The 25,938-nt window shown below is 61.8% G+C and carries 16 protein-coding genes and 1 pseudogene; 8 read left to right on the top strand and 9 right to left on the bottom strand.

Annotated elements, in window-relative coordinates; all coding sequences use genetic code 11:
- The first annotated feature begins 3 nt into the window (after positions 1 to 3).
- The 4 genes from nagA to nagE are packed head-to-tail and all read left to right on the top strand — an operon-like array spanning position 4 to position 6,385.
- Positions 4 to 1,110 (top strand): N-acetylglucosamine-6-phosphate deacetylase, encoded by a 1,107-nt coding sequence (gene nagA / locus AB4O23_RS09295; RefSeq protein ID WP_068936954.1) that lies wholly within the window; start codon positions 4 to 6, stop codon positions 1,108 to 1,110.
- Positions 1,103 to 2,113, top strand: coding sequence for an SIS domain-containing protein (locus AB4O23_RS09290; protein WP_017529988.1), 1,011 nt, complete (start codon positions 1,103 to 1,105; stop codon positions 2,111 to 2,113). Before nagA ends, AB4O23_RS09290 begins: the two co-directional genes overlap by 8 nt.
- A 37-nt stretch (positions 2,114 to 2,150) precedes the next feature.
- On the top strand, positions 2,151 to 4,661 hold the full coding sequence (gene ptsP / locus AB4O23_RS09285; RefSeq protein WP_065876675.1) for a phosphoenolpyruvate--protein phosphotransferase: 2,511 nt from the start codon (positions 2,151 to 2,153) through the stop codon (positions 4,659 to 4,661).
- 26 nt (positions 4,662 to 4,687) lie between these two features.
- Positions 4,688 to 6,385: an N-acetylglucosamine-specific PTS transporter subunit IIBC gene (nagE, locus tag AB4O23_RS09280; RefSeq protein ID WP_460150444.1), complete on the top strand. Its 1,698-nt coding sequence runs from the start codon at positions 4,688 to 4,690 to the stop codon at positions 6,383 to 6,385.
- An 88-nt stretch (positions 6,386 to 6,473) separates the two neighbouring features.
- Here nagE and AB4O23_RS09275 read toward each other — a convergent pair whose 3' ends face one another.
- Positions 6,474 to 6,785, bottom strand: coding sequence for a YqfO family protein (locus tag AB4O23_RS09275; RefSeq protein ID WP_017529991.1), 312 nt, complete (start codon positions 6,783 to 6,785; stop codon positions 6,474 to 6,476).
- A 4-nt stretch (positions 6,786 to 6,789) separates the two neighbouring features.
- Positions 6,790 to 10,686, bottom strand: a complete 3,897-nt coding sequence (gene purL / locus AB4O23_RS09270) for a phosphoribosylformylglycinamidine synthase (RefSeq protein ID WP_137220244.1) — start codon at positions 10,684 to 10,686, stop codon at positions 6,790 to 6,792.
- Between the two features lie 286 nt (positions 10,687 to 10,972).
- Here purL and mltF point away from each other — a divergent pair, with 286 nt between their 5' ends.
- On the top strand, positions 10,973 to 12,433 hold the full coding sequence (gene mltF / locus AB4O23_RS09265) for a membrane-bound lytic murein transglycosylase MltF (protein ID WP_017529993.1): 1,461 nt from the start codon (positions 10,973 to 10,975) through the stop codon (positions 12,431 to 12,433).
- Between the two features lie 47 nt (positions 12,434 to 12,480).
- On the opposite strand, the gene AB4O23_RS09260 is transcribed toward mltF, so the two are convergent.
- From AB4O23_RS09260 to treP, 5 genes are all read right to left on the bottom strand, one after another.
- Positions 12,481 to 12,768 (bottom strand): PTS transporter subunit EIIB, encoded by a 288-nt coding sequence (locus AB4O23_RS09260; protein ID WP_065876676.1) that lies wholly within the window; start codon positions 12,766 to 12,768, stop codon positions 12,481 to 12,483.
- Between the two features lie 2 nt (positions 12,769 to 12,770).
- Positions 12,771 to 15,287 carry a phosphoenolpyruvate--protein phosphotransferase gene (ptsP, locus tag AB4O23_RS09255; RefSeq protein ID WP_065876677.1) on the bottom strand — a complete coding sequence of 839 codons (2,517 nt, stop codon included), beginning with the start codon at positions 15,285 to 15,287 and terminating at the stop codon, positions 12,771 to 12,773.
- Positions 15,288 to 15,385: 98 nt separating this feature from the next.
- Entirely contained in the window at positions 15,386 to 16,606 is a 1,221-nt protein-coding gene (locus AB4O23_RS09250; RefSeq protein ID WP_017529996.1) for a maltoporin, read from the bottom strand.
- A gap of 72 nt (positions 16,607 to 16,678) precedes the next feature.
- Entirely contained in the window at positions 16,679 to 18,325 is a 1,647-nt protein-coding gene (gene treC, locus AB4O23_RS09245) for an alpha,alpha-phosphotrehalase (protein WP_065876678.1), read from the bottom strand.
- A 120-nt stretch (positions 18,326 to 18,445) separates the two neighbouring features.
- Positions 18,446 to 19,888: a PTS system trehalose-specific EIIBC component gene (gene treP, locus AB4O23_RS09240; RefSeq protein ID WP_460062933.1), complete on the bottom strand. Its 1,443-nt coding sequence runs from the start codon at positions 19,886 to 19,888 to the stop codon at positions 18,446 to 18,448.
- A 234-nt stretch (positions 19,889 to 20,122) separates the two neighbouring features.
- Between treP and treR the strand changes: the two genes are divergently transcribed.
- Positions 20,123 to 20,827 (top strand): trehalose operon repressor, encoded by a 705-nt coding sequence (gene treR / locus AB4O23_RS09235; RefSeq protein ID WP_017529999.1) that lies wholly within the window; start codon positions 20,123 to 20,125, stop codon positions 20,825 to 20,827.
- Positions 20,828 to 20,962: 135 nt separating this feature from the next.
- Here the strand turns inward: treR and AB4O23_RS09230 are convergent, their stop codons facing one another.
- Entirely contained in the window at positions 20,963 to 21,433 is a 471-nt protein-coding gene (locus tag AB4O23_RS09230; RefSeq protein ID WP_241665020.1) for a Fic family protein, read from the bottom strand.
- Positions 21,434 to 22,087: 654 nt separating this feature from the next.
- Here AB4O23_RS09230 and AB4O23_RS09225 point away from each other — a divergent pair.
- Together AB4O23_RS09225 and AB4O23_RS09220 are read left to right on the top strand one after the other, a co-directional pair.
- Positions 22,088 to 23,410: a hypothetical protein gene (locus tag AB4O23_RS09225; RefSeq protein ID WP_460150442.1), complete on the top strand. Its 1,323-nt coding sequence runs from the start codon at positions 22,088 to 22,090 to the stop codon at positions 23,408 to 23,410.
- 67 nt (positions 23,411 to 23,477) lie between these two features.
- Entirely contained in the window at positions 23,478 to 24,161 is a 684-nt protein-coding gene (locus tag AB4O23_RS09220; protein ID WP_460069863.1) for a TerD family protein, read from the top strand.
- 140 nt (positions 24,162 to 24,301) lie between these two features.
- Here AB4O23_RS09220 and guaA read toward each other — a convergent pair.
- Positions 24,302 to 25,878, bottom strand: a pseudogene (gene guaA / locus AB4O23_RS09215) (glutamine-hydrolyzing GMP synthase).
- Positions 25,879 to 25,938: the final 60 nt, after the last annotated feature.

Raw genomic sequence — 25,938 nt, 5'->3', positions numbered from 1 at the left:
GCCATGTCCGAAGACAATATCCTCACGCCACACGGCTGGATTCGCGGCCGCCTGGTACACGCACACGGCAAGGTGGTGGCCATTGAAGGCACGCCTTGCGACCCGGCTGAAAACGACTTGCCCTACCTGCTGCCGGGCTTTATCGACCTGCATGTGCACGGCGGTGGCGGTAAGGACATCATGGAGGGCATCGAGGCCTTCGAGACCATCACCCGCACCCACGTGCGCTTTGGCACCACCTCGCTGCTGGCCACCACCATGACCGCGCCGGTGGCAGAGATCTCCCGCGTGCTCGGCCAGCTCGGCGCCTTCTGCGAGCAGCGCCCTACGGGCAGCGCCCGAGTACTTGGCGTGCATCTGGAAGGCCCCTACATCAATCCGGGAAAACTCGGCGCCCAGCCCAATTTCGCCCACACCGCCTTGATGGAAGAAGTCGAAGCCTACCTGCGCCTGGCGCCGATCCGCGTGATCACCATCGCCCCCGAAATCGCCGGCCACGACCTGCTGATCCGCACCCTCAGCGAGCGCGGGGTACGCATGCAGATCGGCCACACCCTGGGTAGCTATGAAGAAGGCGTCGCCGCCCTCGCCGCCGGCGCCACCAGTTTCACTCACTTGTATAACGCCATGAGCCCGCTGCATCACCGCGAGCCGGGCATCGTCGGCGCCGCGCTGGCCCACGCCCAATACGCCGAATTGATCCCGGACTTGCTCCACGTCCACCCCGGCGCCATGCGCGTGGCCCTGCGTGCGATCCCGTGCCTGTACTGTGTGACCGACTCCACCGCTGCCGCCGGTATGCCCGACGGCGAGTACAAGCTGGGCAGCCACACCGTGACCAAGTGCCTGGGCGGCGTGCGCCTGGCCGACGGCACCCTGGCCGGCAGCACGCTGACCATGGACCAGGCACTGCGCAACCTGGTGAAGATCGGCCTGCCCATCAGCGAAGCCTCACAACGCCTGTCGCAATTTCCTGCGGACTACCTGGGCCTGGAAGAACGCGGTCGCCTGCAACCCGGCAGCTTTGCCGATTGTGTGCGCCTGGACCGCTCCCTGCATCTGACCGACGTAATGGTCGAAGGAGACACCCTTGACTTCAAAAATGCTTGAAGAGGCCTTGGCCTCCTGTGACGCGGTCGTCGCCCAATTACAGCGCCTGACCCCGATACTGGAAGAGATCGCCGGCCGCCTGCGCCGCCAGCCGCCGCAAGTGGCGATGACCATTGCCCGTGGCAGTTCGGACCACGCCGCCAGCTACTTCGCCTACCTGACCATGCAGCATCTGGGGGTTGCGGTCGCGTCGTTGCCGATGTCGGTGGTGACCTTGTTGCAAGCGCCGTTGAAGGTTAGCGGCCAAGTGGCCTTCGGGTTTTCGCAGTCGGGGCAAAGCCCGGACCTGGTCAACAGCCTGCGCCTGCTGCGCAAGCGCGGTGCCTTGAGCATCTCGCTGGTCAACGCTGAAGACTCACCTCTGGAAGCTGCGTGCGAGTTCCACGTGCCGCTGTGCGCCGGGCCCGAACTCAGTGTGGCCGCCACCAAGAGTTTTATCGCCACCCTCAGCGCCAGCGCCCTGTTGGTCGGGCACTGGAATCAGCAAGCGGACTTGTTGCAAGCATGCCAGGCGCTGCCCGAGGGCTTGCGCGACGCCGCCAAACAGGATTGGCGCCATGCCGTCGACGCCCTGCGTGACAGCCAGCGCTTGATGGTGATCGGCCGTGGCGCCGGTTTTGCCATCGCCCAGGAAGCCGCGCTCAAGCTCAAGGAAACCTCGGCGATCCAGGCCGAAGCCTTCAGCAGCGCCGAAGTGCGCCACGGGCCGATGGCCTTGATCAATGAGAACTACCCGCTGCTGGTGTTCGCCCCGCGCGGCGCCGAGCAAGCCGGTTTGCTGAGCCTGGCCGCCGACATGCGCCAACGCGGCGCACGTGTATTGCTGGCCGCGCCGGACGATATTGCCGAACGCGACCTGACCCTGAGCCGCGCCGAGCACCCGAGCCTGGATCCGATCCTGGCCATCCAGAGTTTTTATGTGATGGCGGCAGGGCTGGCGGTCGCGCGTGGCATGGACCCGGACCAGCCGCGTCATCTGAGCAAAGTCACCCGCACCCACTGAGTCGATCGCTGCGTTTTTCCTGATGAGTACCGTGCCCATGTCCAACAACAATAAAGAACTCACACTCAGCGCCCCGTTGAGCGGCCCCGTGCTGACCCTGGGCCACGTTCCCGACGAAGTGTTCGCAAGCCACGCCATGGGCGACGGCATTGCCATCGACCCCCTCAATGACAGCCTGCATGCGCCGTGTAACGGGGTGATCCTTCATGTCGCGCGCACCGGCCATGCCCTGACGATCCGCGCCGACAACGGTGCCGAACTGCTCATGCATGTGGGGATCGACACTGTGCAATTGAACGGCGAAGGCTTTGCGTTGCTGGTCAAGGAGGGCGCGCGAGTGACAGAGGGCCAGGCGCTGCTGCGCTTTGATCTGGACCGCATTGCGCGCCAGTGCAAAAGCCTGGTCAGCCTGATCATCCTGACCAATGGCGAGCGCTTCGAGTTGCAGCCTCTGGCGCGCCAAACGGTCAAGGTCGGCGAGCCGCTGATGCGTGTACTCGCTCGCTCGACAGCCCTTGATGACACCGCTGTGGATAACTCGAGCGCTGAAGCCGGCGCCAGCGTACGCGTGACCCATCGGGGCGGCTTGCATGCGCGGCCTGCGGCGCTGATCCGCAAGACAGCGCTGGCGTTCAGCAGCCAGGCACGCGTGCATTACGGCGCGAAATCGGCGCCGTGCGACAGCCTGGTTGGCTTGATGGGGCTGGGGATTGGCGAAGGCGATGAAGTACGGGTCACCTGCCGTGGCGAGGATGGCGAAGCGGCGTTGCAGGCGTTGATTGCCGCCCTGTCAGTGCCGGCCAAGGGCGAACATTCCGAGCCTGTCGCGGCGACACCCCGCCGGGCGAGTACCGAAGCCAACGTATTGCAAGGCGTGTGCGCGGCGCCGGGCCTGGCGTGCGGGCCGTTGTTCCGCCTCGCCGGGATTGAATTGCCGGCCGATACCGGCACCCATTCGGCCGATGACCAACAGCAACGCCTGGACACCGCCCTGGAGCAAGTGCGCAGCGACATCCGCACCACCCTGGGCCACGCCCGCCAACGCAAACATGTCGAAGAGCAAGAGATCTTCGCCGCCCATCTGGCCCTGCTGGAAGACCCGGCCCTGCTCGAAACCGCCACCGCCGCCATCCAACACGGCAGCGCCGCCACCCACGCCTGGCGCGATGCGATCCAGGCTCAATGCACGGTGCTGCTCGCCCTGGGGAAGCCCCTGTTTGCCGAACGGGCCAATGACCTGCGTGACCTGCAACAACGCGTACTGCGCGCATTGCTGGGCGAGGCCTGGCACTTCGAGGTGCCGACGGGCTCGATCGTCAGCGCTCACGAGTTGACCCCGTCGGACCTTTTGCAACTGAGCGCGCAGCGTGCGGCGGGCATCTGCATGGCCGAAGGCGGCGCCACTTCACATGTGGCGATCCTGGCGCGCGGCAAAGGCCTGCCCTGTGTGGTCGCGTTGGGCGCTGAAGTGCTCGACGTGCCCCAGGGCCAGCGCGTGGTACTCGACGCCGCCAACGGCCGCCTGGAGCTGGCGCCCAGCGAAGCCCGTCACGCCGAGGTGCACCAGATTCGCGACGCGCAAAAACTGCGCCGCCAACAGCAGCAGGCCCAGGCCCAACTGCCCGCGCGCACCACTGACGGGGTCAGCATTGAAGTGGCCGCCAATGTAGCCTCCAGCAGCGAGGCCCAAGTGGCCTTTGAAAACGGCGCCGATGGCGTTGGCCTGCTGCGCACCGAATTCCTGTTCGTCGACCGCCACACGGCGCCGGATGAACAGGAGCAGCGCCAAGCCTATCAAGCCGTGCTGGATGCCATGGGCGACAAGTCGGTGATCATCCGCACCATTGACGTGGGCGGTGACAAGCAACTCGACTACCTGCCGCTACCCGTCGAGGCGAACCCGGTGCTGGGCCTGCGCGGTATTCGTCTGGCCCAGGTGCGCCCGGAATTGCTCGACCAGCAATTGCGCGCACTGCTGCAAGTGAGCCCGTTGGGGCGCTGCCGCATCCTGTTGCCGATGGTGAGCGAGGTCGACGAACTGCTGCAGATACGCCGGCGTCTGGATGAGTTGTGCGTCGAGCTGGGCCTGACCCAGCGCCCCGAACTCGGCGTGATGATCGAAGTGCCCGCCGCCGCGTTGATGGCCGAGCAACTGGCCGAACATGCGGACTTTCTGTCCATCGGCACCAATGACCTGTCCCAGTACACCCTGGCCATGGACCGTGACCACGCGGGCCTGGCCGCGCGCGTCGACGCCTTGCACCCGGCGCTATTGCGGCTGATCGCCCAGACCTGCACCGGCGCCGCCAAACATGGGCGTTGGGTCGGCGTGTGCGGTGCGTTGGCGTCCGACCCGCTGGCAGCCCCCGTGCTGGTGGGCCTGGGCGTGCGCGAGCTGTCGGTCAGCGCGCCGCAGATCGGTGAAATCAAGGACCGCGTTCGCCACCTGGACGCGGCGCAATGCCGCCGACTGAGCCAAGACCTGCTCGACCTGAACAGCGCCAAGGCCGTTCGCCAAGCCTGTGAACTGCACTGGCCGCTGAGCTGACAACAACAAGAAAAAGGAGACTCGCCATGTATCAACACTTTATTGAAGGGCTGCAACGCCTGGGCCGTGCGCTGATGCTGCCGATCGCGATTTTACCGATCGCCGGCCTCCTGCTGCGCCTGGGCGACACCGACTTGCTTAGCATCGCGGTGATGCACGATGCGGGGCAGGCGATTTTCGCCAACCTCGCCTTGATCTTCGCCATCGGCATCGCCGTGGGCTTTGCCCGCGACAACAACGGCACGGCGGGCCTGGCCGGTGCGATTGGTTATCTGGTGATGATCTCCACGCTCAAGGTCATGGACTCGACCATCAACATGGGCATGCTCGCCGGGATCGCCAGCGGCCTGATGGCCGGCGCGCTGTATAACCGCTTCAAGGACATTAAGCTGCCGGAGTACCTCGCATTCTTTGGTGGGCGGCGGTTTGTGCCGATTGTCACCGGGTTCTCGGCGGTAGGCTTGGGCGTGATCTTTGGTCTTATCTGGCCGCCGATCCAGCACGGCATCAACAGCTTCGGTGTACTGTTGATGGAAAGCGGCAGCCTCGGCGCGTTCGTGTTTGGCGTGTTCAACCGCCTGCTGATCGTCACCGGGCTGCACCATATCCTCAACAATATGGCGTGGTTTGTGTTCGGCACGTTTACCGATCCGGCGACCGGCGCAGTCGTGACAGGCGACCTGACCCGCTACTTTGCCGGCGACCCCAAAGGCGGCCAATTCATGACCGGCATGTTCCCGGTGATGCTGTTCGGGCTACCGGCGGCGTGCCTGGCGATGTACCGCAATGCACTGCCGGAGCGCCGCAAAGTCATGGGCGGGATCTTCCTGTCAATGGCGCTGACCTCGTTCCTCACCGGGGTGACCGAGCCGATTGAGTTCGCCTTCATGTTCCTCGCGCCGTTCCTCTATTTGTTGCATGCGCTGCTCACCGACCTGTCGATGGCCGTGACGAATATGCTGAATATCCACCTCGGTTTTACCTTCTCCGGTGGGTTTATCGACATGGTGCTGGGCTGGGGCAAATCGACCAATGGCTGGCGGGTGATACCGGTAGGCCTGGCCTACTCGGTCATCTACTACACGGTGTTCAGCTACTGCATTCGCCGCTTCAACCTCAAGACACCGGGGCGGGAAGATGTCCAGGTGACGCAGGCGCATGTAATGAATGATAACCAGCGCGCAACGGCGTATATCCGAGCCCTGGGCGGTGCCGATAACTTGCTCAGCGTCGGTGCTTGCACCACGCGCCTGCGCTTGGACATGGTCGATCGCAACAAGGCGGTGGATGCCGAGTTGAAAGCACTGGGTGCGATGGCCGTGGTGCGGCCGGGTAACGGCGGCAGTTTGCAGGTGGTGGTCGGCCCGATGGCCGATAGCATCGCCGACGAAATTCGCCTGGCGATGCCGGGTTTTGTTGCCACGCCTGCGGTCGCGGCGGCCCCTGTGGATAACCCGGCTGCGGTGAATGTGCAGGAAGCCGAGAAATGGCTGAGCGCCCTGGGTGGCCGGGCCAATGTGCGCCAGTTGGAGGCGGTGGCGATGACCCGGCTGCGGGTGGAGTTGGGGGATGATTCGAGGGTGTCCGAAGCCGAGCTGACGGCGCTCGGATGCCAAGGTGTGAGCCGACTGGATAGCGGGGTCTGGCACCTGTTGGTGGGCGATGACGCTTCGGGGTTGGGTGAAGCGTTGGAGCGGTTGGTTACTCGCCCGATCAATGCCTGATCCGCTCTAAGGCCTGAGGCCCTGCTGCCAACAAAAAACCCGCTGACCAAACTGGTCCAGCGGGTTTCTTTTTTATGCAATTAACGAATCAAAAATCCGCCAACTGCCACACCTCATACGCCGGTGTCTCATACGGATGGCTGAGCTTCAATGCAGCCACGACAGCCACGATTAACTCATCCGCCACCACCAACTCAACCTTCCACTCATCAACCACTTCAACCTGGCCCACCTGCCCGATAAACGGCTGACTGCCGTCCAACGCGCGAAACTGGCCCTGGCCCAGCACTTGCCAGGCGCAGCTGTCGTAGTCGCCGATGCGCCCGCCGCCGGCTGCGAAGATGGCGGTTTTCACCGTCTCCACATGGCTGTCGGGCACGAAGAAGGCGAGCTTGTACACCGTCTTAGTTCACCCACACGCGCGCGTTGCGGAACATGCGCATCCAGGCGCCGTCTTCGTTCCACTCTTCGGGGCGCCACGAGTTCTGCACCGCGCGGAATACGCGCTCCGGGTGCGGCATCATGATGGTCACACGGCCGTCGCGGCTGGTGAGGCCGGTGATTCCGCGCGGCGAGCCGTTCGGGTTGGCCGGGTAGGTCTCGGTGACCTTGCCGTGGTTATCCACAAAGCGCAGGGCCACGGTGCCGGACAGGTCGGCTTCGAGCAACGCTTCTTCGCTGCTGAATTCGGCATGGCCTTCGCCGTGGGCGATGGCGATGGGCATGCGCGAACCGGCCATGCCTTGCAGGAAGATCGAGTTGGACTCCTGCACCTGCACCATGGCCACGCGCGCTTCAAACTGCTCGGAACGGTTACGCACAAAGTGCGGCCAGAACTCGCTGCCCGGGATCAGTTCGCTGAGGTTGGACATCATCTGGCAACCGTTGCACACACCCAGGGTGAAGCTGTCGTTGCGTTCGAAGAAACCCTGGAACGCATCGCGGGCACGGCTGTTGAACAGCGCCGACTTGGCCCAGCCTTCACCGGCACCCAGCACGTCGCCGTAGGAGAAACCGCCGCAGGCCACCAGGCCTTTGAACTCATTGAGGTCAACGCGACCGGCGAGGATGTCGCTCATGTGCACGTCGATTGCGTTGAAGCCGGCACGGTCGAACGCAGCCGCCATTTCCACCTGGCCGTTGACGCCCTGCTCACGCAGTACGGCAACTTGTGGGCGGATGCCTTTCTTGATGTAAGGCGCGGCGATGTCCTGGTTGACGTCGAAGCTGAGCATGGTGCTCAAGCCCGGGTTGTCTTCTTCCAGGATCACGTCGAATTCCTGCTCGGCGCAGTCGGCGTTATCACGCAGGCGCTGGATCTGGTAGCTGGTCTCGGCCCACTGGCGTTGCAGCAAGCGGCGCTGACCGGTAAAGACCGTGTCGCCGTTGAACGAGATATTGATTTCGCCGTTGTTGATCGGCTGGCCGATCACGGCCACGCAGTCGTCCAGGCCAGCGGCACTGAATTGGGCGAGCACGTCCGGGGTAGCGTCCTGGCGCACCTGGATCACCGCACCCAACTCTTCGTTGAACAGGATGCCGTTGATTTCGGCAGCATCCTCGGCAACGCTGTCGAGCACGATGTTCAAGCCGCAGTGACCGGCGAAGGCCATCTCGACCACGCTTGTCAGCAAACCACCGTCGGAACGGTCGTGGTAGGCCAGCAGGTGACCGTCGGCGTTGAGGCCCTGGATCACGGCGAAGAAGGCCTTGAGGTCTTCGGCGTCGTCGACGTCCGGGGCCTGCTTGCCGAGCTTGCCGTGGGTCTGCGCCAGGATCGAAGCGCCCATGCGGTTCTGGCCACGGCCCAGGTCGATCAGGATCAGGTCGGTGGTGCCCTTGTCCATGCGCAGTTGCGGGGTGAGGGTCTGGCGGATATCGGTAACCGGCGCAAAACCGGTAACGATCAGCGACAGCGGCGAGGTCACGCTCTTGTCGGTGCCTTCATCGTTCCAGCGGGTGGCCATGGACATGGAGTCCTTGCCCACCGGAATGGTGATGCCCAGTTCCGGGCATAGCTCCATGCCGACAGCCTTGACGGTGTCGTACAGGCGCGCATCTTCGCCGGGGTGGCCGGCAGCGGACATCCAGTTGGCCGACAATTTGATGTCGGACAGCTTGCCGATGCGGGAAGCGGCGATGTTGGTGAGGGTTTCACCGATGGCCATGCGGCCCGACGCCGGAGCGTCCAGCAGGGCCAGCGGCGTGCGCTCGCCCATGGCCATGGCTTCACCGGTGTACACGTCGAAGCTGGTGGCCGTGACGGCAACGTCAGCCACCGGCACTTGCCATGGGCCGACCATTTGGTCACGGGCAACGAGGCCGGTGATGGTGCGGTCGCCGATGGTGATCAGGAAGCTTTTGCTGGCCACGGCCGGGTGGTGCAGCACGCGCTCGATACTGTTGGCCAGGTCGAGGTGGCTTGGGTCGAAATCATCGCCCAGCTCGGTTTCGCGTACGGCCGAACGGTGCATGCGCGGGGCTTTGCCCAGCAGCACTTCGAGTGGCATGTCCACCGGGCTGTTGCCGAAGTGGCTGTCGGTAACAGTAAGCTGCGGTTCGGCAGTGGCTTCGCCGACCACGGCGAACGGGCAACGCTCGCGTTCGCAGATGGCCTGGAAGCGCGCGAAATCGTCAGGGCCGACGGCCAGTACGTAGCGTTCCTGGGATTCGTTGCTCCAGATTTCGTGCGGGGCCATGCCCGGCTCGTCGTTTGGAATATTGCGCAGTTCGAAACGGCCACCCCGCTCGCCATCGTTGACCAGTTCCGGGAAGGCGTTGGACAAACCACCGGCGCCGACGTCATGGATGAAGCTGATCGGGTTCTTGTCACCCAACTGCCAGCAACGGTCGATGACTTCCTGGCAGCGACGTTCCATCTCAGGGTTTTCGCGCTGTACGGAGGCGAAGTCCAGGTCGGCCGAGCTGGTGCCGGTGGCCATGGAGGAAGCCGCGCCGCCGCCCAGGCCGATGAGCATGGCCGGGCCGCCGAGCACGATCAGCTTGGAGCCGACCAGGATCTCGCCTTTCTTGACGTGCTCTTCACGGATGTTGCCCATGCCGCCGGCCAACATGATCGGCTTGTGGTAACCGCGCACTTCATCGCCACGCGGGGTGGTGATGGACTGCTCGAACGTACGGAAGTAACCGGTAAGTGCCGGGCGCCCGAACTCGTTGTTGAACGCGGCGCCGCCGAGCGGGCCTTCGATCATGATGTCCAGCGCGGTGACGATGCGCTCAGGCTTGCCGTATGGCACTTCCCACGGCTGTTCGAAGCCTGGGATTTGCAAGTTGGACACGGTGAAACCGGTGAGGCCCGCCTTTGGCTTGGCGCCACGCCCGGTAGCGCCTTCGTCGCGAATCTCGCCGCCGGAACCGGTGGCTGCGCCCGGGAACGGGGCAATCGCGGTCGGGTGGTTGTGGGTTTCAACCTTCATCAGAATGTGCACCGGCTCCTGCACCGCGCCGTACTGGCGGGTTTGCGGGTCCGGGAAGAAACGGCCGGCGACGCTGCCGACGATGACCGAGGCGTTGTCCTTATAAGCCGACAGAACGCCTTCGCTGTGCATCACGTAGGTGTTCTTGATCATGCCGAACAGGCTTTTTTCCTGGCTTTGGCCGTCGATATCCCAACTGGCGTTGAAGATCTTGTGCCGGCAGTGCTCGGAGTTGGCCTGGGCGAACATCATCAGTTCGATGTCGTGCGGGTTGCGCTTCAAGCCGTTGAAGGCGTTGACCAGGTAGTCGATCTCGTCTTCGGCCAGGGCCAGGCCCAGTTCGGTGTTGGCCTTTTCGAGAGCGGCGCGGCCGCCGCCGAGTACGTCAATCGCGGTGAGCGGCTTGGGTTCGGCGTGGCTGAACAGGCCGGCGGCCTGTTCCAGCTGGCTGACGATGATCTGGGTCATGCGGTCGTGCAGGCTGCTGGCGATCAGCTTGGCCTCGGCATCGCTGAACTGGCCAGCCACGTAGAAGGCGATCCCACGTTCCAGGCGCTGGATCTTGTCCAGGCCGCAGTTGCGGGCGATGTCGCTGGCCTTGCTCGACCAGGGCGAGATGGTGCCGAACCGTGGCAGAACCAGGAACAAGCGGCCGGTCGGCTCTTGAACGGGAACGCTTGGGCCGTACTTCAGAAGGCGTGCCAGCACTTGCTGTTCGTCGGCGGTCAATACGCCGGTAACGTCGGCGAAGTGAGCAAATTCAGCATACAGGCCTGTAACCGCTGGAACCTTCTGGCTCAGTTGTTCAAGGAGTTTGCTGTGGCGAAAGGCAGAAAGGGCAGGAGCGCCGCGCAGGATCAACATCTTCGGGACAGCCTCGGGAAGGGGTGTGCTTTGAGGCCGTGCATTCTAGCGTAAACCTGCGCCAACGGCACTCGAAACGGCATGGCTGGCCGCTGCCGAACGTCAGTTGGCACGGATTGCCCCGTATCGGGGCGCGATACCAGGCATTCCGAGCAGTTATTTTAACCGTCACAATTGGGCGCCAAGCCACGTTTCTGCGGGCTGCAGCACAGTTTTCCCCGTGCTAGCAGACAAGACCCTCGCTGTCGAGATATGGCGCCGTGGGCCGTTTGCGTATACTGCGCAGATGTTCTCACCAACTGCTTTGCGCCCGCGATGCGCCAAATGGCTCTTCGCCACCGGACTCTTTTTGCTGCTCAGCGCCTGTGTTGATAAACCCAGCACGCTCGAGCGAATCAAGGAGGATGGCGTATTGCGGGTGATAACCCGAAACAGCCCGGCCACGTATTTCCAGGACCGTAACGGCGAAACCGGCTTCGAATACGAACTGGTCAAACGCTTTGCCGACGACCTGGGCGTGAAACTGGAGATAGAGACCGCCGACAACCTCGACGACCTGTTCGGCCAGTTGAGCAAACCCAACGGCCCGGTGCTCGCCGCCGCCGGCCTGGTGAGCAGCGAGCAGCGCCAGCAGCAGGTGCGGTTCTCCCACCCTTACCTTGAAGTCACCCCGCAGATTATCTACCGCAACGGCCAGTCGCGCCCGACCAACGCGGCGGACCTGGCGGGCAAGAAGATCATGGTGCTCAAGGGCAGCACCCACGCCGAACAATTGGCTGAGCTTAAAAAGCAGAATCCTGCAATCGAATACGAAGAGTCCGACGCCGTTGAAGTCGTCGACCTGCTGCGCATGGTGGACGAGGGGCAAATCGACCTGACCCTGGTGGACTCCAACGAAGTGGCGATGAACCAGGTGTACTTCCCCAACGTGCGCGTGGCGTTCGACCTCGGCAACGCCAGCAACCAGAGCTGGGCCGTAGCCCCCGGCGAAGACAACAGCCTGCTCAACGAGATCAACAGCTACCTGGACAAGGTTGAAAAAAACGGCACCCTGCAGCGTCTCAAGGATCGCTACTACGGACATGTCGATGTACTCGGTTATGTCGGCGCCTACACCTTCGCCCAGCATCTGCAGCAACGCCTGCCCAAGTACGAGAAACACTTTCGCGCCTACGCCAAGGAAGAAAAGGTCGATTGGCGCTTACTGGCCGCCATCGGTTATCAGGAATCGCTGTGGCAACCGGCGGTCACCTCCAAGACCGGCGTGCGCGGCCTGATGATGCTGACCCAGAACACCGCCCAGGCGATGGGCGTATCCAACCGCCTGGACGCCAGGCAGAGCATCATGGGCGGCGCCAAGTACCTGGCCAAGATCAAGGATGAGTTGGACGACAGCATCGCCGAGCCGGACCGTACCTGGTTTGCCCTCGCCGCCTACAACGTAGGCACCGGCCACTTGGACGACGCGCGTCTGCTGGCGAAAAAAGAAGGCCTGAACCCGAACAAGTGGCTGGACGTAAAGAAGATGCTGCCGCGCCTGTCGCAGAAGCAGTGGTACAGCAAAACCCGCTATGGCTACGCCCGGGGCGGCGAGCCGGTGCACTTCGTGGCGAACATCCGGCGCTACTACGACATCCTCACCTGGGTAACCCAGCCGCAGCTCGAAGGCAACCAGGTGGTCGAAGGCAACTTGCATGTTCCAGGCGTAGACAAGACCAAGCCGCCGGAAGATAACCCGCAACTGTAAGAATGCTCACTGGAGGAAGGGCTCCTCCCCCTCCCACGTCCTGATCGCTATTCGGCCTGGAGGCCGGTCAGCAGATGGACCACCCCGCCCGCTAGCACCATCACCCCCGCTACCCCCGCCGCTTTTAACGCCACGGCATCAAGCTTGTTCGGGTCCTGCAGGTGCACGCGCACCCGCGTCAGCGCCACACGCTGTTGCGACTTAAGGTTATCCACACCCCCCAGCGCCGCCAGCACCTGCGCCGACACCAGGCCTGGCGCGGGCGCCGCTACCGTCTCCGCAATCAAATCCGGGGTCAGGGCTTTCCAGAACGCCTGCTTCAATTTATCCAACATGCTCAGTTCTCCAGCACAGGTGATGGTTCGACGGTGGCCGCGTGATAGACGCGCAACGCCTCACGCACCTGCGCCGCTTCCGCAAGGCCCAGCACCTGCTGGGCGATGACCTGACAGTCGGCCAGCGCCAACTCCCGCACGGCGGCCTTGATAGTGGGGATCAACGGCACGCTGACCGACAGCTCATCCACCCCCAGCCCAATCAATACCGGCACGGCCAGGGCTTCGGAGGCCAGTGCTCCACAGACGCCGACCCACTTGCCATGGGCGTGGGCCGCCGTGACGGTGGTGGCGATCAGGCGCAGCACGGCCGGGTGAAAGCTGTCGGCCTGGCTGGCCAGGCGTGGGTGGTCACGGTCCATGGCCAGGGTGTATTGCGTCAGGTCATTGGTGCCGATGGAGAAAAAATCCACATGGGGCGCGAAGACATCCGCCATCAGCGCGGCAGACGGTACTTCGATCATGATGCCCAGCTTCGGTAACTCACTGAGCCCCAGCGCCAGCGCTTCCTCTTCAAGGATCTCGCGCGCCAGCTGCAGCTCCGACAGCAGGCTGACCATCGGCAACATGATGTGCAACCGCGCAAAACCGGCGCTGGCCAGGATCGCGCGAAACTGTTCGCGCAGCAGTTCCGGTCGCTCCAGGCACAAGCGAATGCCGCGCAGGCCAAGAAACGGGTTGGTCTCGGCCGCCATGGGCACGTAGGCCAACGGTTTGTCGCCACCGACGTCCAGGGTGCGTACCACCAGGTTACGCCCGGCGCCCAGGGCTTGGGCGATCGCGGTGTAAGTGCCGGCCTGCTCGTCGGGGCTCGGCGCGCGGTTGCGGTCCAGGTAGAGGAATTCCGAACGCAACAGGCCCACGCCCTCACCGCCGAGAGTCAGGGATTGCTGCACTTCCTGCAACGAAGCGACGTTGGCGGTGATTTCCACGTGATGGCCGTCGCGGGTGGTGGCCGGCAATGCCGCCTGCGCCAGATCACGCTGGTGTCGTACAACCTGCTGTTGGCGCGCGGCTTCCAAGTGTTCGATCTCAGCCAGGTCCGGGTCCAGGTGCAGTTCGCCTTTGTCGGCATCGAGCAGCACCTGCTTGCCATTGGCCAGGGCCAAGACGTGAACCGGCACACCACAAATGGCCGGCAAGCCGAGGGCGCGGGCGAGGATCGCCACGTGGCTGGTCGCGCCGCCGCCGACGGTGACAAAGCCCAGCACCTTGCGGGTATCCAGGCTGGCGGTTTGCGAGGGGGTGAGCTGTTCGGCCACCAGGATCGCGCATTCGGGCACATCCCAGGCGCTGTCTTGAATACCGAGGATCAGCTTGAGTACGCGCTGGCCGACATCGGCCAGGTCTGCAGCGCGCTCGGCGATCAGCGTATTGCCCAAGCCCTGGAACAGTTTGACGGTGGCCTGCGTGGCGCTGCGCCAGGCAAATGCGGCACTCTTGCCAGCGGCCAACAGCGCATGGGCTTGCTCCAGCAACGTCGGGTCTTCGAGCAGTTCCTGATGAGCGCGGAAAATCTCTGCCTGGGCACTGCCGGCAGCTTGGTTTTGCAAGGCTTGCAATGCCTCGGTTGCGGCGCGCAGGCCGCGTTCCAGCGCAGCGCGTTCGGCGGCTTCACCGGTGCCCTCTTCGATAATGTTCAGCTCGGGCTCACGCACTTGAACCACTTGGCCAAACGCCGAACCCGGCGAAGCACACACGCCCGTCAGCAAGGTCGACGACAACAGCGGTGCAACCACCGCAGCGGGTGCGACGACGGGCTCGCCGCACCCTTGCAGCAACAACGCGACCAATGCCGTGATTGCCGCGTCGGCATCTTGCCCCGCCGCGCTGACTTGCAACGTATCACCCTGCACGGTTTGCAGCGCCATGATCGCCACCAGCGACTTGGCGTTGGCGCTCTGGGTTTGCTTGTGCAGGTAGATGCTCGCGTTGAAGCCCTTCGCCGCCTGGGCGAACACCGCCGCAGGGCGCGCGTGCAAGCCGTTGGCGTTGGGCAAGGTCAGCGGCTTGGAGAACAGTGCGTCGCCCTCCTCCTCGTCCACCGCGTCAAGGGCTTCAATGGGGGATAACCGCAGCAGCGGCTGGCCGGTCTCCACCACATCGTCGGCCAATAGCGTAAACGGTTCGCCGCTGACCACCAGCATCAACGTCAGCAGGCTGCGGGCATTTAGCGCCACATAGTCGGCCTCGAATTCGATCAACGCCTGCCCGGCTTCCACGCTCTGGCCCTCTTCGACCAATCGGGTGAAGCCCTTGCCCGCCAGGTTCACCGTGTCCAGGCCGATATGCAGCAGCACCTGCACACCGTTGTCGTCGGTGATACTCACCGCATGCCCCGTGTCCTGGATGTTGCTGATCACGCCAGCCAACGGCGCACAGAGTGTCTGCGAGGTGGGGTCGATGCACAGGCCGTCGCCGATCATGCGGCTGGCGAATACCGGGTCGGGCACCTGACCCAGCTCCAGCAGCACACCCGACAAGGGCGCCAGCAATTCCAAGGGTTTAGATGGGGTCATGGAGGTCACCTGCTGTTTTGTTCCGTAAAAATCATTGGGCGGATTCACATCCCGTGAATACAGGGAGCGGCTGTGGGAGGGGCTTACCCCGCCCGCCTTTATTTCCACCAGTATTCGACTTGCACACCGAAGTTCGAGCCATGCCGCGCGGTGCCGTAGGAACCGGTGTCGGACAACGCCGAACCCGCCGCCAGTTCATTCGCCGCTCGTTTGGCCGCTTCGTTCCAGGTCGCATAGGTGTAGTACACGCGCACCTCCGGCCGGGCCCAGAAATCCGGGCCTTTGGGCGACCAGGTGGGGGCGAAGGTAAATTTGCTCAGCTTGCGTGTACCGCCGCTGGCGTCGACTTGATCATGGCCCAACTCGGCAACCAGTTTGAATTGTTCACTGACCGCATACGCCGGGCGCACGCCGAGCGACATCCAGGTCTGGTCCTGGCTGCCGGGACGAATGTCCTTCTGGTACACGGCCTCGATCTGGCCACCGAAACGCGGGGTTACCTGCCAGTCAAAAAACTCCACGGCGCGGTAGCTTTTGCTGCTCTTGTCCAAGAAGGTATTGCCGGTGTACCCAAGGCCGGTACCGGGGCCTTCGCCGTACTGCAGGGCGAACTTGTTCTTGCCGCCCAGAAACGGCTTTTGCACATGCTGCGCGGTCAGGGCCCAGCCGCTGTGGGTGTCGCGCCCACCGGCCCTTTCGATGTAGCTGGCGCCCAGCTCCAACTCGCCGCCGGGGTTGGTCTTGAAACCCGCGACGTTGAAGTCATGACGGGTGGCGTATTCCTTCTGGTACAGGTTGTCCTTGCGCGAAATCGCGTAGCTGTATTTGAGATCGCCGATCAGCACGTCCTCGATACCGCCGCCCGTGGCGCTCTGGTTCCAGTAGTAGAAATCGGAGATATGGATGTCATTACGCTTGTAGTAACGCCGACCGGCCCACAGCGAACCGCCGTTGAGGGCGGGCAGGTTCGACCATTGCGCGTACATCTGCGGCATGCGCGCCGAGCCGTTGTCCTCGCCCTGGAACTTCAGCTCCCGGTCGTACTTGTTGTAGAGCGAGGCCATGGCGTCGACGCTGAGCACCGAGCCGTCGTCGAGCGTGAGCAGGTCCTGGCGCAACTCCAGTTCGCCGTATTGCTCGCATTCGTTGCCCAGACGGTATTTGGATTGCGCCCCCGGCAGTTGGAAACACTGCTGCGGGCCGCTGCCTGTCGAAGTGCCTGCACCGCTACGCAAGTAACCGGCAAATTCCAGGGCCTGAGCGCCGAACGGCAGGCTCAGGCAGGATGCAACGAGGCCCAGCTTTATTGTTGTTTTCATGAAGCACTCCGATATTTTTATTATGTTTTGGGTCAAGCGCCCCGCACTCCCATACGGGGTTTACAACGGGTGTCAGTGCTTGAGGTGAAGCACAAAGGACTCATACGGACGCAACACCACAGTGCGCGTGCGCAACGGGCAATCGGGGTAGTTGCTGATCAACAGGCGCTGCTCGCTCGCCGCGCCGATCACACCATCGGGCAGTTGGATTTCGCAGGGCCGGCCATAAAAGTTGTTCAGCACCAGCAGGCGCTCGGCGGCGCCTTCGCGCAGGTACGCCCAGACCTGGGGGTGGTCTTGCAGCAGTTCGCGGTAAATGCCTGCCTGGATCAGCGGTTCGTGGCGCCGCAGGGCGATCAGCGCACGGTAGTGATGCAGCACCGAGTCCGGATCATCCCGCTGGCTGTCGACGTTGATCCGCGCCGCGTTGGCCGGAATGCCGATCCACGGTTCACCGCTGCTGAAACCGGCATTGGGCTGCGCACTCCACTGCATCGGCGTGCGCCCGTTGTCGCGGGACTTCTGCATGATCGCCGCCATGCTCGACGCCTCGGACTCACCGGCATCACGCTTGAGACGAAAGATGTTCAGAGTTTCCACATCGCGGTATTGCTCGATGCTGTTAAACCCCGGATTGGTCATGCCCAGCTCTTCGCCCTGGTACACAAACGGTGTGCCCTGGAGGAAGTGCAGCGCCGTGGCGAGCATCTTGGCCGAGACCACGCGGTATTCGCCGTCATCGCCAAAGCGCGAGACCACTCGCGGCTGGTCGTGGTTACACCAGAACAACGCGTTCCAACCGCCGCCGGCCTGCATGCCCTGTTGCCAGTCCGAGAAAATCCGTTTGAGTTGGAGGAAGTCGAAGTCGGCCTTCACCCACTTTTGCAGGTTGGGGTAATCCACTTTCAGGTGATGAAAGTTGAAGGTCATCGACAGCTCTTTCGACGCTGGGTTCGAATAGCGAATGCAGTGTTCCAGGCTGGTAGAGGACATCTCGCCGACGTTGATCAACTCATGACCTTCGAAGACTTCGCGGTGCATCTCTTGCAGGTATTCATGCACGTTGGGGCCATCGGTGTAGAAGCGGCGGCCGTCGCTGCTGTCTTCTGGAAAGTCGGCAGGCTTGGAGATCAGGTTGATCACGTCCAGGCGGAAACCGCCCACGCCTTTATCGCGCCAGAAACGCATCAGCTTGAACACCTCGGCGCGCACCTTCGGGTTGTCCCAGTTGAGGTCTGCCTGGGTGTGATCGAACAGGTGCAGAAAGTACTGCCCGGTTTGCGCCTCGTACTCCCAGGCCGAGCCGCCGAACTTGGATTCCCAGTTGTTCGGTTGGTCGCGCCAGATGTAAAAGTCGCGGTACGGGTTGTCGAGGCTGCTGCGCGCTTGCTGGAACCACACATGTTCGACGGAGGTGTGGTTGACCACGATATCGAGCATCAGCTTGATGCCGCGCTTGGCCGCTTCGCGGATCAGCAACTCGCAGTCGGCCATGGTCCCGTAGCTGGGGTCGATGGCGTAGTAGTCACTGATGTCGTAGCCATTGTCGCGCTGCGGCGAGCGCAGGAACGGGGTGATCCACAGGCAATCCACGCCCAGCCATTGGAGGTAGTCGAGTTTGTCCACGATGCCCAGCAGGTCACCGGTGGCGTTACCCGCGTGGCTGTGGAAGCTTTTGGGGTAGATCTGGTAGATCACCGAGTGTTGCCAGTTTTGCATGGTGGGTTCCTTGAGTGGGTGGTGTGTTGGCTTTGAGGGCCTCATCGGGGGCAAGCCCCCTCCCACCGTTTTGAAATGCATTCCAACCTGTGAGAGGGGGCTCGCCCCAATGGCGGTAGATCAGGCAACCCGATACCCAGGCCGCACGATCTTCATGCTCAACATGCACGTCAGCGCAAACGGCACGACCATCGCCACCACCATGCCGATCACGAACATCGGGATGGCACCCGGCACGATCGAGATAAACCCTGGCAAGCCACCCACGCCGATGGCCGAGGCCTGCACCTTGTTCAGCGACAGGAAAATGCTGCCCAGTGCCGAGCCCACCAGGGCCGCATAAAACGGGAACTTGAAGCGCAGGTTTACCCCGAACATCGCCGGCTCAGTGATGCCGAAATAAGCGGAGATTGCTGACGTGGAGGCCATGCTTTTGTCCCGCGCGTTGCGGGTCATGTAGAACACCGCAAGCGCGGCGCTGCCTTGGGCCAGGTTGGACATCACGATCATCGGCCAGATAAAAGTGCCGCCCTGGGTGGAGATCAATTGCAGGTCCACGGCCAGGAACATGTGGTGCATGCCGGTGATCACCAGCGGCGCGTACAGCAGGCCGAAAATCGCCCCGCCCACCATCGGCGCCAAATCGAACAAGGTGACCACGCCTTCGGTGATCAGGATGCCGAGATGGCGGGTCACCGGGCCGATGATCGCCAGCGCCAGCACGCCGGTGACGACGATGGTCGTGATCGGCACGACGAGCAGTTGAATGGCATTCGGCACCCGGGCGCGCAGCCATTTCTCGATCACGCTCATCACATAGGCGGCCATCAGGATCGGCAGAATCTGGCCCTGGTAGCCGACTTTTTCGATCTTGAACCAGCCGAAAATATCGAAGTACGGCAGGCTCTGGCCGTCGAGCCCAGCCACTGCCTTGCCGTAGTTCCAGGCGTTGAGCAGGTCGGGGTGTACCAGCATCAGGCCGAGCACGATGCCGAGGATTTCACTGCCGCCAAAGCGCTTGGCCGCCGACCAGCCCACCAGCGCCGGGAGGAACACGAACGAGGTGTTGGCCATCAGGTTGATCAGGCTCCACAGGCCATCCAGATTCGGGTAGGCCTCCAGCAACGTCTTGCCTTCGATGAACATGCCCTTGGCACCCATCAGGTTGTTGATGCCCATCAGCAGGCCGGCAATGATCAGCGCGGGCAGGATCGGCATGAACACGTCGGAAAACACCCGCACCAGACGCTGCATGGGGTTGGTCTTGTCGCCACCGGCTTTCTTGACGTCGGCAATGGTGGACGCCGCCAGGCCGGTCTGTTCGCGCAGGGCGGCGTAGACCTTTTCCACCTGGCCAGGGCCGATCACCACTTGGAACAGGCCGCCGGTGAAGAACGAACCTTTGACCAGATCAACCTGGTTCAACGCGCTGTTATTGACCAGGCCCGGGTCCTTGAGCGCCAGGCGCAGGCGGGTCACGCAGTGGGCGGCTTGCTCAAGGTTGTCGCGGCCCCCGAGGTTTCCGAGGATCTCGCGGGCAATGTTCGAATAGTCGTGGCTCATGCTTGGTTTCCACTTTGATTTTTTTATTTGAGGGCAGTCATTGGCAGCACGCCGAGAGCAAAAGTACTCGTCTGTACGAGTTAAAGCAACAACTCGTCTGTACGAGTTTGAAATTCTGCGTTTCGCAGGCTGATCGATATGCGTGGGTCTAATGGACAAACGCGAGCGGCACCACTAAGGTTCCTGCCTGAACGCGCAACCACCTTCACCAAAGTCGGGCACAGAGCCATCCCCATGAGCAAATACAACCAGATCTATACGGATCTGCTTGCCAGCATCACCACTGAACGCCTGCAGCGTGGCACGCGCCTTCCCTCCGAAACCGAACTGATGGACACCTACCAGGCGAGCCGAGGCACCGTACGCCGGGCCATCGAGCAGTTGCAGGAGCGTGGTTTTGCGCAAAAGATCCACGGTAAAGGCACCTTCGTGCTGTCCCCCAACCCGATCGAATTTCAACTGGGCGGCATCGTCAGCTTCCACGAAACCCACGCCGACCTGGGCGATGACGTACACACCGAAGTGGTGGAGTTCACCCAACTCCCACTGGAAGGTTCGCTGCTGCAACACATCGAGGCCGAACCCGGCACCCTCATCACGCGCATCAAACGCGTACGACGCATCGGCGGCAAACGGGTGATCCTTGACATCAACCACTTCGTCGCCGACCTGATCCCAGGGCTGGACCAGACGATTGCCGAACAGTCGATCTACGCGTTTATCGAGCAAACCTTGCAACTGCAAATCAGCTACGCCCAACGCACCATCGAAGCCCTGCCCCGCAGCAAGGACGACCAGGCGCACCTGGACCTTGAAGGGCAAAGTCATGTGATCGTGGTGAGTAACCAGACGTTTTTGCAGGATGGACGGCAATTCGAGTACACCGAGTCGCGGCATACGTTGGATAAGTTTTATTTTTCGGATGTGGCGCGACGGTGACAATCTTTGCAGAACGTTGAGGGGCAAACGGCATGACGAGCGATCTTAGACGGTCGATCACACGCCCCTCGCGCAAGATTGGTCACTGCCCAGCCATGCCCTGCCAATTGGGGCGCTCCAATCGTGAAAGCCTGCTCAGGACTTTCGCTTCCGTTTTTGCAAACCCAAGCCAATTCCTGTCAGCCGATAGCGCTGCTTGCTGCTGCTGGGCTTGTCAGGCTGTGTCATCTCGACCACTCCGGCAGCCAACGCAGGTCGCAAGTAGCTTTTGCGCAAATGCTCGTCATCTTTAAGTTCGAGAACTAGCTGAAGTTCCTTACGTGACAAATCACCATCCAAGGCGTTGAGCAGCCTTATAACTTCCGGGGTAGCTTCCGGGGTGCGCAGTGTCAACGTTACGCCTTGGGCATCACTTTGCCATTCCGGCGGCGGGAAACCCTGCTCCGCGAAAGCATGGCTGATCAACATTCCTCCACGCCCAAGTTTCTCCATGAGCCCTTGCAGATAAAGCATATGGGCTATGTCCGGATTACGCAGAATGGAAATCTGGCCGTTTTTCAGGCCGTCCGCTGTTGCCCCGTCGGGTAAGGAGCCCGAGTTCCAGATTTCTACACGATGGGGGAATACCTGCGCTCTGATACCGCCCCGGAGTCGATGTGACCGCCCCTCTCACCCTGCTGAGCGGCGCGCCTGATTTCGTTCTCGTCTAGATCATCGTGTAGATCCGCATTTGAGAAACGACGCTCCCAGCGCTCCGGCTCTACCTCACGGCGCATGATCATGTCACGTAGGGTCGCGATATCAGCCCGACGCGTCATTTCGCCTTCGCGAATAAAAGCGATGCCGTAGACGGTAGATGAAACAAATGAGAGGGCTCGGCGATGCCAAGACTTGCTAAACGATGTTACGCAAAAAACCGCCATCACGCTGGCTTCAGGATATTTCCTATTGGCGAATGCCGACCAATAACCGGGCTCCCATCATTCAAGTCAACCGCATCGGTGGACAGGCAACTTGTCGGTTATCAACCCCTATTTGCTGACGACGCAACTTGTTACCGTTGATAGACACCGCGACCTGACAAGCAAGTACGACCTTACGTAGAATGCCGCCGTGGCTATGAAACACCTTCCTTCTAACCTCCTATGACCTAGGGGTTTCGCTCTCCACACCGCGCCTGCTTCCTGCAGGCGTTTTTATATCAGTAATAAAACACTGCTGCAGTTCGTCCAAGCCGGCGACCAAGGGAGAAAATCAAGGATGAATCAGGCTCTGTTCCTGCGTCGTCGATGCAAAGCTCACGTTCCGATGGGCACTGGCGGAGCCACGCGCGCTCAGGTCGCGTCTGCCGTGCGGGAAGTCACGGCGTTCCGATGCGTACTAGCGGAGCCTCTGATTGAGCGACTCGGCATGTTGTCAGCGATCGAACTCAAGCACTGGCTGCGTGAAATTGTCGGAGTACTTCGGCGGGAAACTGGCGCTCATGTGCACCATCGGCCGTTTTACCCTGACTTTCCAGAGCAAGTTCTGGCGGCATCAGAGGCGCAGTTGTACCTTAACGCCGTCATGCACTATCTCACGCTTCGACGTTTACCAGCGGCTGAGCACTCTCGACCTGCGATGCTTGAAGGCAACTTCATATCTCGCGTTATCGAATTGGGAAGTGTCTCTGAGTTCGAGTCACTACTCGAGCCGCTCGTTTCATCGCGCACCTCGCTCTCTGAAGAGGAAGCTGCCGACGTCGCCTGGTTTATCCGAACGTACAAAAGCGATGTGTTCCGCCTGCTGCCTGAGGTCGTACCATTCCGGGAGAATCGGGCACTGGTGGGGGGCACACTGCTCGTGCATGTGGCCGACGATACGCGAGTGGAAGCCTTCTTGGAGCGAAATGTCGAAACAGCCACTGACGTGCTGCGACTTGCAGTCGCGCTGAGTGGAGGAGACGTATCACTGACAACTGCGACCACACGATTCACCGCGATGAAGCGTTCGACGCGCCGTCTGTTGTTGCGTTTGCTCGACAATATCCCCCACGCCACAGAAGACCTAATGCGCCATGCCGAGCGATGGAAACGACTGGCGGAAGTGTTGCATCCCGGCGACTACGCCGATAAGTACCCAAGAGCATTAGGCGCCCTTAGGGCAGCACGTCGCAACGAAGCGCCCGCCTCATTTGGTTCTCGTGTCGAAACATTGCTCGCCCGGCGTCACATCGACACGCTGACGCCGATGCTACAGAGCCGTCCTGGTGAATTCGCACGACGGCTGGATGTAACTCTTCGGCGCGCGACGGAACCAGAGTCGGTTCTCGACGCATTCGAGGCGATTGCAAGCCAGGTGTCCTCACCTGTTCTGCTGCAGTTGCTGGCCCACTTACGCACTCCCCGCCCCCTTCCGCTAAGGGCGTTCATACCGAAAGGCGCATTTGCCAAAATCTACGGCATCAGGGATCGACGCGAACCTATCGATCCCACCGTGCTGGCTCGTGCAGCCAGCATCTGCGAGGACGCCCTCGTAACGCGTTTTACCTCGCTGCCGCCACTAGAGCCGCTGCTTCGTCGATCCAGCGTTAAAAGAATATAGGGCTCCACTGGCGCAACGGGCTTCATCGAAGTCGTTGCGTACACTCGTGCGCGGTAGTCGATTGCCCATGCCTGATACACGTTTTATTCGCCTGTTCCTATGGTGGAAGAACGGTAGCGGACGTACAGACATTGACCTGTCTGCGGCATTTTTCGACGCCAACTTCGCGTTCAAACAAACGGTCGCATACTACAATCTGAAAGATTTTGGCGGCTGCCACAGCGGCGATATCATCGACGCGCCCGAAGGCGCTTCGGAGTTCATCGATCTCGACCTTGATGTCCTCATTGAGAAAGGTATTCGCTACGTTGTCACGTCTATCAACTCATTCACCGAGCAACCGTACTGCGATCTTCCGGAATGCTTCGCCGGTTGGATGGCTCGGGCCGACGTGGCGTCGGGTGAAGCATTCGAACCGCGCTCCGTGTTCGACCGTATCGATATCGCATCCGACACAGGAATCTGCCTGCCATTCGTGATGGACTTGCAGGAACGGCGCATGATCTGGGCCGATTTGGGGCTCGCCTCATCAGCGCGGTGGAACAACGTCAGCAACAACCTCAGTGGAGTATCGTTGATGCTGCGAGCGTTGGTACACATACCAAGACCAGATCTGAAAACGCTGTTCGATTTACATGTTCGAGCACGCGGAGAACGGGTGGATTCACCGCAGCAGGCACAGGCGGTGTTTGCACCTGATCAAGGGGTAACACCGTTCGATACGGATCTGATCCGAGCTCGGTTTCTCTGATGCCGCGCCAGCCTTTACCGCTCAAGGGTTTTTACCCAGAAACAAAAATGCCAGTCAGCGTGACTGACTGGCATTGGATAACCCCCTTACAGCGCTATTGAGAACCTAGCGCTGCACCCGTTGGCAGGGTCGAGACAGAATCATTCCCACTCAATCGTCGCCGGCGGCTTGCTCGACACGTCATACGTCACGCGCGAAATACCTTCGATCTCATTGATGATCCGGCCGCTGACCGTCTCCAGCAGTTCATACGGCAGGTGCGCCCAGCGCGCGGTCATGAAGTCGATGGTTTCCACCGCACGCAGGGCCACGACCCACGCGTAACGACGACCATCGCCTACAACGCCAACGGACTTCACTGGCTGGAACACCACGAACGCCTGGCTGACTTTGTGGTACCAGTCGGCCTTGCGCAGTTCTTCGATGAAGATGTGGTCGGCGCGACGCAGCAGGTCGGCGTATTCCTTCTTCACTTCACCCAGGATGCGCACGCCCAGGCCAGGGCCCGGGAATGGGTGGCGGTAGACCATGTCATACGGCAGGCCAGTTCCAGGCCAAGGCGGCGGACTTCGTCCTTGAACAGTTCGCGCAGCGGTTCTACCAGCTTGAGGTTCATTTCCTCAGGCAGGCCGCCCACGTTGTGGTGGGACTTGATCACGTGGGCCTTGCCGCTCTTGGCGCCGGCCGACTCGATCACGTCAGGGTAGATGGTGCCCTGGGCGAGGTATTTGATGTTGTCCAGTTTGTTGGACTGGGCATCGAATACGTCGATGAAGGTGCGGCCGATGATTTTGCGCTTCTTCTCCGGGTCGGACTCGCCAGCCAGGTTGTTGAGGAACTGGTCCTCGGCGTTGGCGCGAATCACCTTGACGCCCATGTTCTCGGCGAACATGGCCATCACTTGCTCACCTTCGTGCAGGCGCAACAGGCCGTTGTCGACGAATACGCAGGTCAGTTGGTCGCCGATGGCTTTGTGCAGCAGCGCGGCAACCACGGAGGAGTCAACGCCGCCGGACAGGCCGAGCAATACGTTGTCGGTGCCGACCTGGGCGCGTACTTGGGCGATGGCGTCTTCAGCGATCTTCGACGGGGTCCACAGGGCTTCACACTCGCAAATGTCGAGAATGAAACGCGACAGGATGCGGCCGCCTTGCTTGGTATGGGTCACTTCCGGGTGGAACTGCACGCCGTAGTAACGACGCTCGTCGCTGAACATGCCGGCGATCGGGCAGCTCGGGGTGCTGGCCAGGATGTGGAAGTCTTCCGGCATTTTGGTGACCTTGTCACCGTGGCTCATCCACACGTCGAGGCCGAACAGGCCGTCGGCGTCGATGTGGTCTTCGATGCCGTCCAGCAGGCGGCTCTTGCCGACCACGTCGACACGGGCATAACCGAATTCACGCAGTTCGGAGCCTTCGACCTTGCCGCCCAGTTGCTCGGCCATGGTCTGCATGCCGTAGCAGATGCCGAACACCGGTACGCCCAGGTCGAATACGGCTTGCGGGCAACGCGGGCTGTTGGCTTCGTGCACGGACTCGGGGCCACCGGCGAGGATGACGCCTTTAGGTGCGAATTCGCGGATCGCTTCGTCATCCATGTCGAACGGATGCAGTTCGCAGTACACACCGATTTCACGCACGCGGCGAGCGATCAGCTGGGTGTACTGGGAACCGAAGTCGAGGATCAGGATGCGGTGGGCGTGAATGTCGAGGGCCATGAAGTCAGTCTCGTCTAATGAATCAGAAACAACTCGGGGCTGAAGAACAGCCCCGGTTAC

This window comes from Pseudomonas sp. H2_A10 (genome assembly GCF_054680085.1).
The sequence above is the reverse complement of the archived record's forward strand: the minus strand, read 5'-3'. Positions and strand labels throughout refer to the sequence as shown.

Coding starts and splice junctions, on each gene's coding strand:
- nagA (WP_068936954.1), top strand. CDS start 4: ATGTCCGAAGACAATATCCTCACGCCACACGGCTGGATTCGCGGCCGC.
- AB4O23_RS09290 (WP_017529988.1), top strand. CDS start 1,103: ATGCTTGAAGAGGCCTTGGCCTCCTGTGACGCGGTCGTCGCCCAATTA.
- ptsP (WP_065876675.1), top strand. CDS start 2,151: ATGTCCAACAACAATAAAGAACTCACACTCAGCGCCCCGTTGAGCGGC.
- nagE (WP_460150444.1), top strand. CDS start 4,688: ATGTATCAACACTTTATTGAAGGGCTGCAACGCCTGGGCCGTGCGCTG.
- purL (WP_137220244.1), bottom strand. CDS start 10,686: ATGTTGATCCTGCGCGGCGCTCCTGCCCTTTCTGCCTTTCGCCACAGC.
- mltF (WP_017529993.1), top strand. CDS start 10,973: ATGTTCTCACCAACTGCTTTGCGCCCGCGATGCGCCAAATGGCTCTTC.
- AB4O23_RS09260 (WP_065876676.1), bottom strand. CDS start 12,768: ATGTTGGATAAATTGAAGCAGGCGTTCTGGAAAGCCCTGACCCCGGAT.
- ptsP (WP_065876677.1), bottom strand. CDS start 15,287: ATGACCCCATCTAAACCCTTGGAATTGCTGGCGCCCTTGTCGGGTGTG.
- AB4O23_RS09250 (WP_017529996.1), bottom strand. CDS start 16,606: ATGAAAACAACAATAAAGCTGGGCCTCGTTGCATCCTGCCTGAGCCTG.
- treC (WP_065876678.1), bottom strand. CDS start 18,325: ATGCAAAACTGGCAACACTCGGTGATCTACCAGATCTACCCCAAAAGC.
- treP (WP_460062933.1), bottom strand. CDS start 19,888: ATGAGCCACGACTATTCGAACATTGCCCGCGAGATCCTCGGAAACCTC.
- treR (WP_017529999.1), top strand. CDS start 20,123: ATGAGCAAATACAACCAGATCTATACGGATCTGCTTGCCAGCATCACC.
- AB4O23_RS09225 (WP_460150442.1), top strand. CDS start 22,088: ATGAATCAGGCTCTGTTCCTGCGTCGTCGATGCAAAGCTCACGTTCCG.
- AB4O23_RS09220 (WP_460069863.1), top strand. CDS start 23,478: ATGCCTGATACACGTTTTATTCGCCTGTTCCTATGGTGGAAGAACGGT.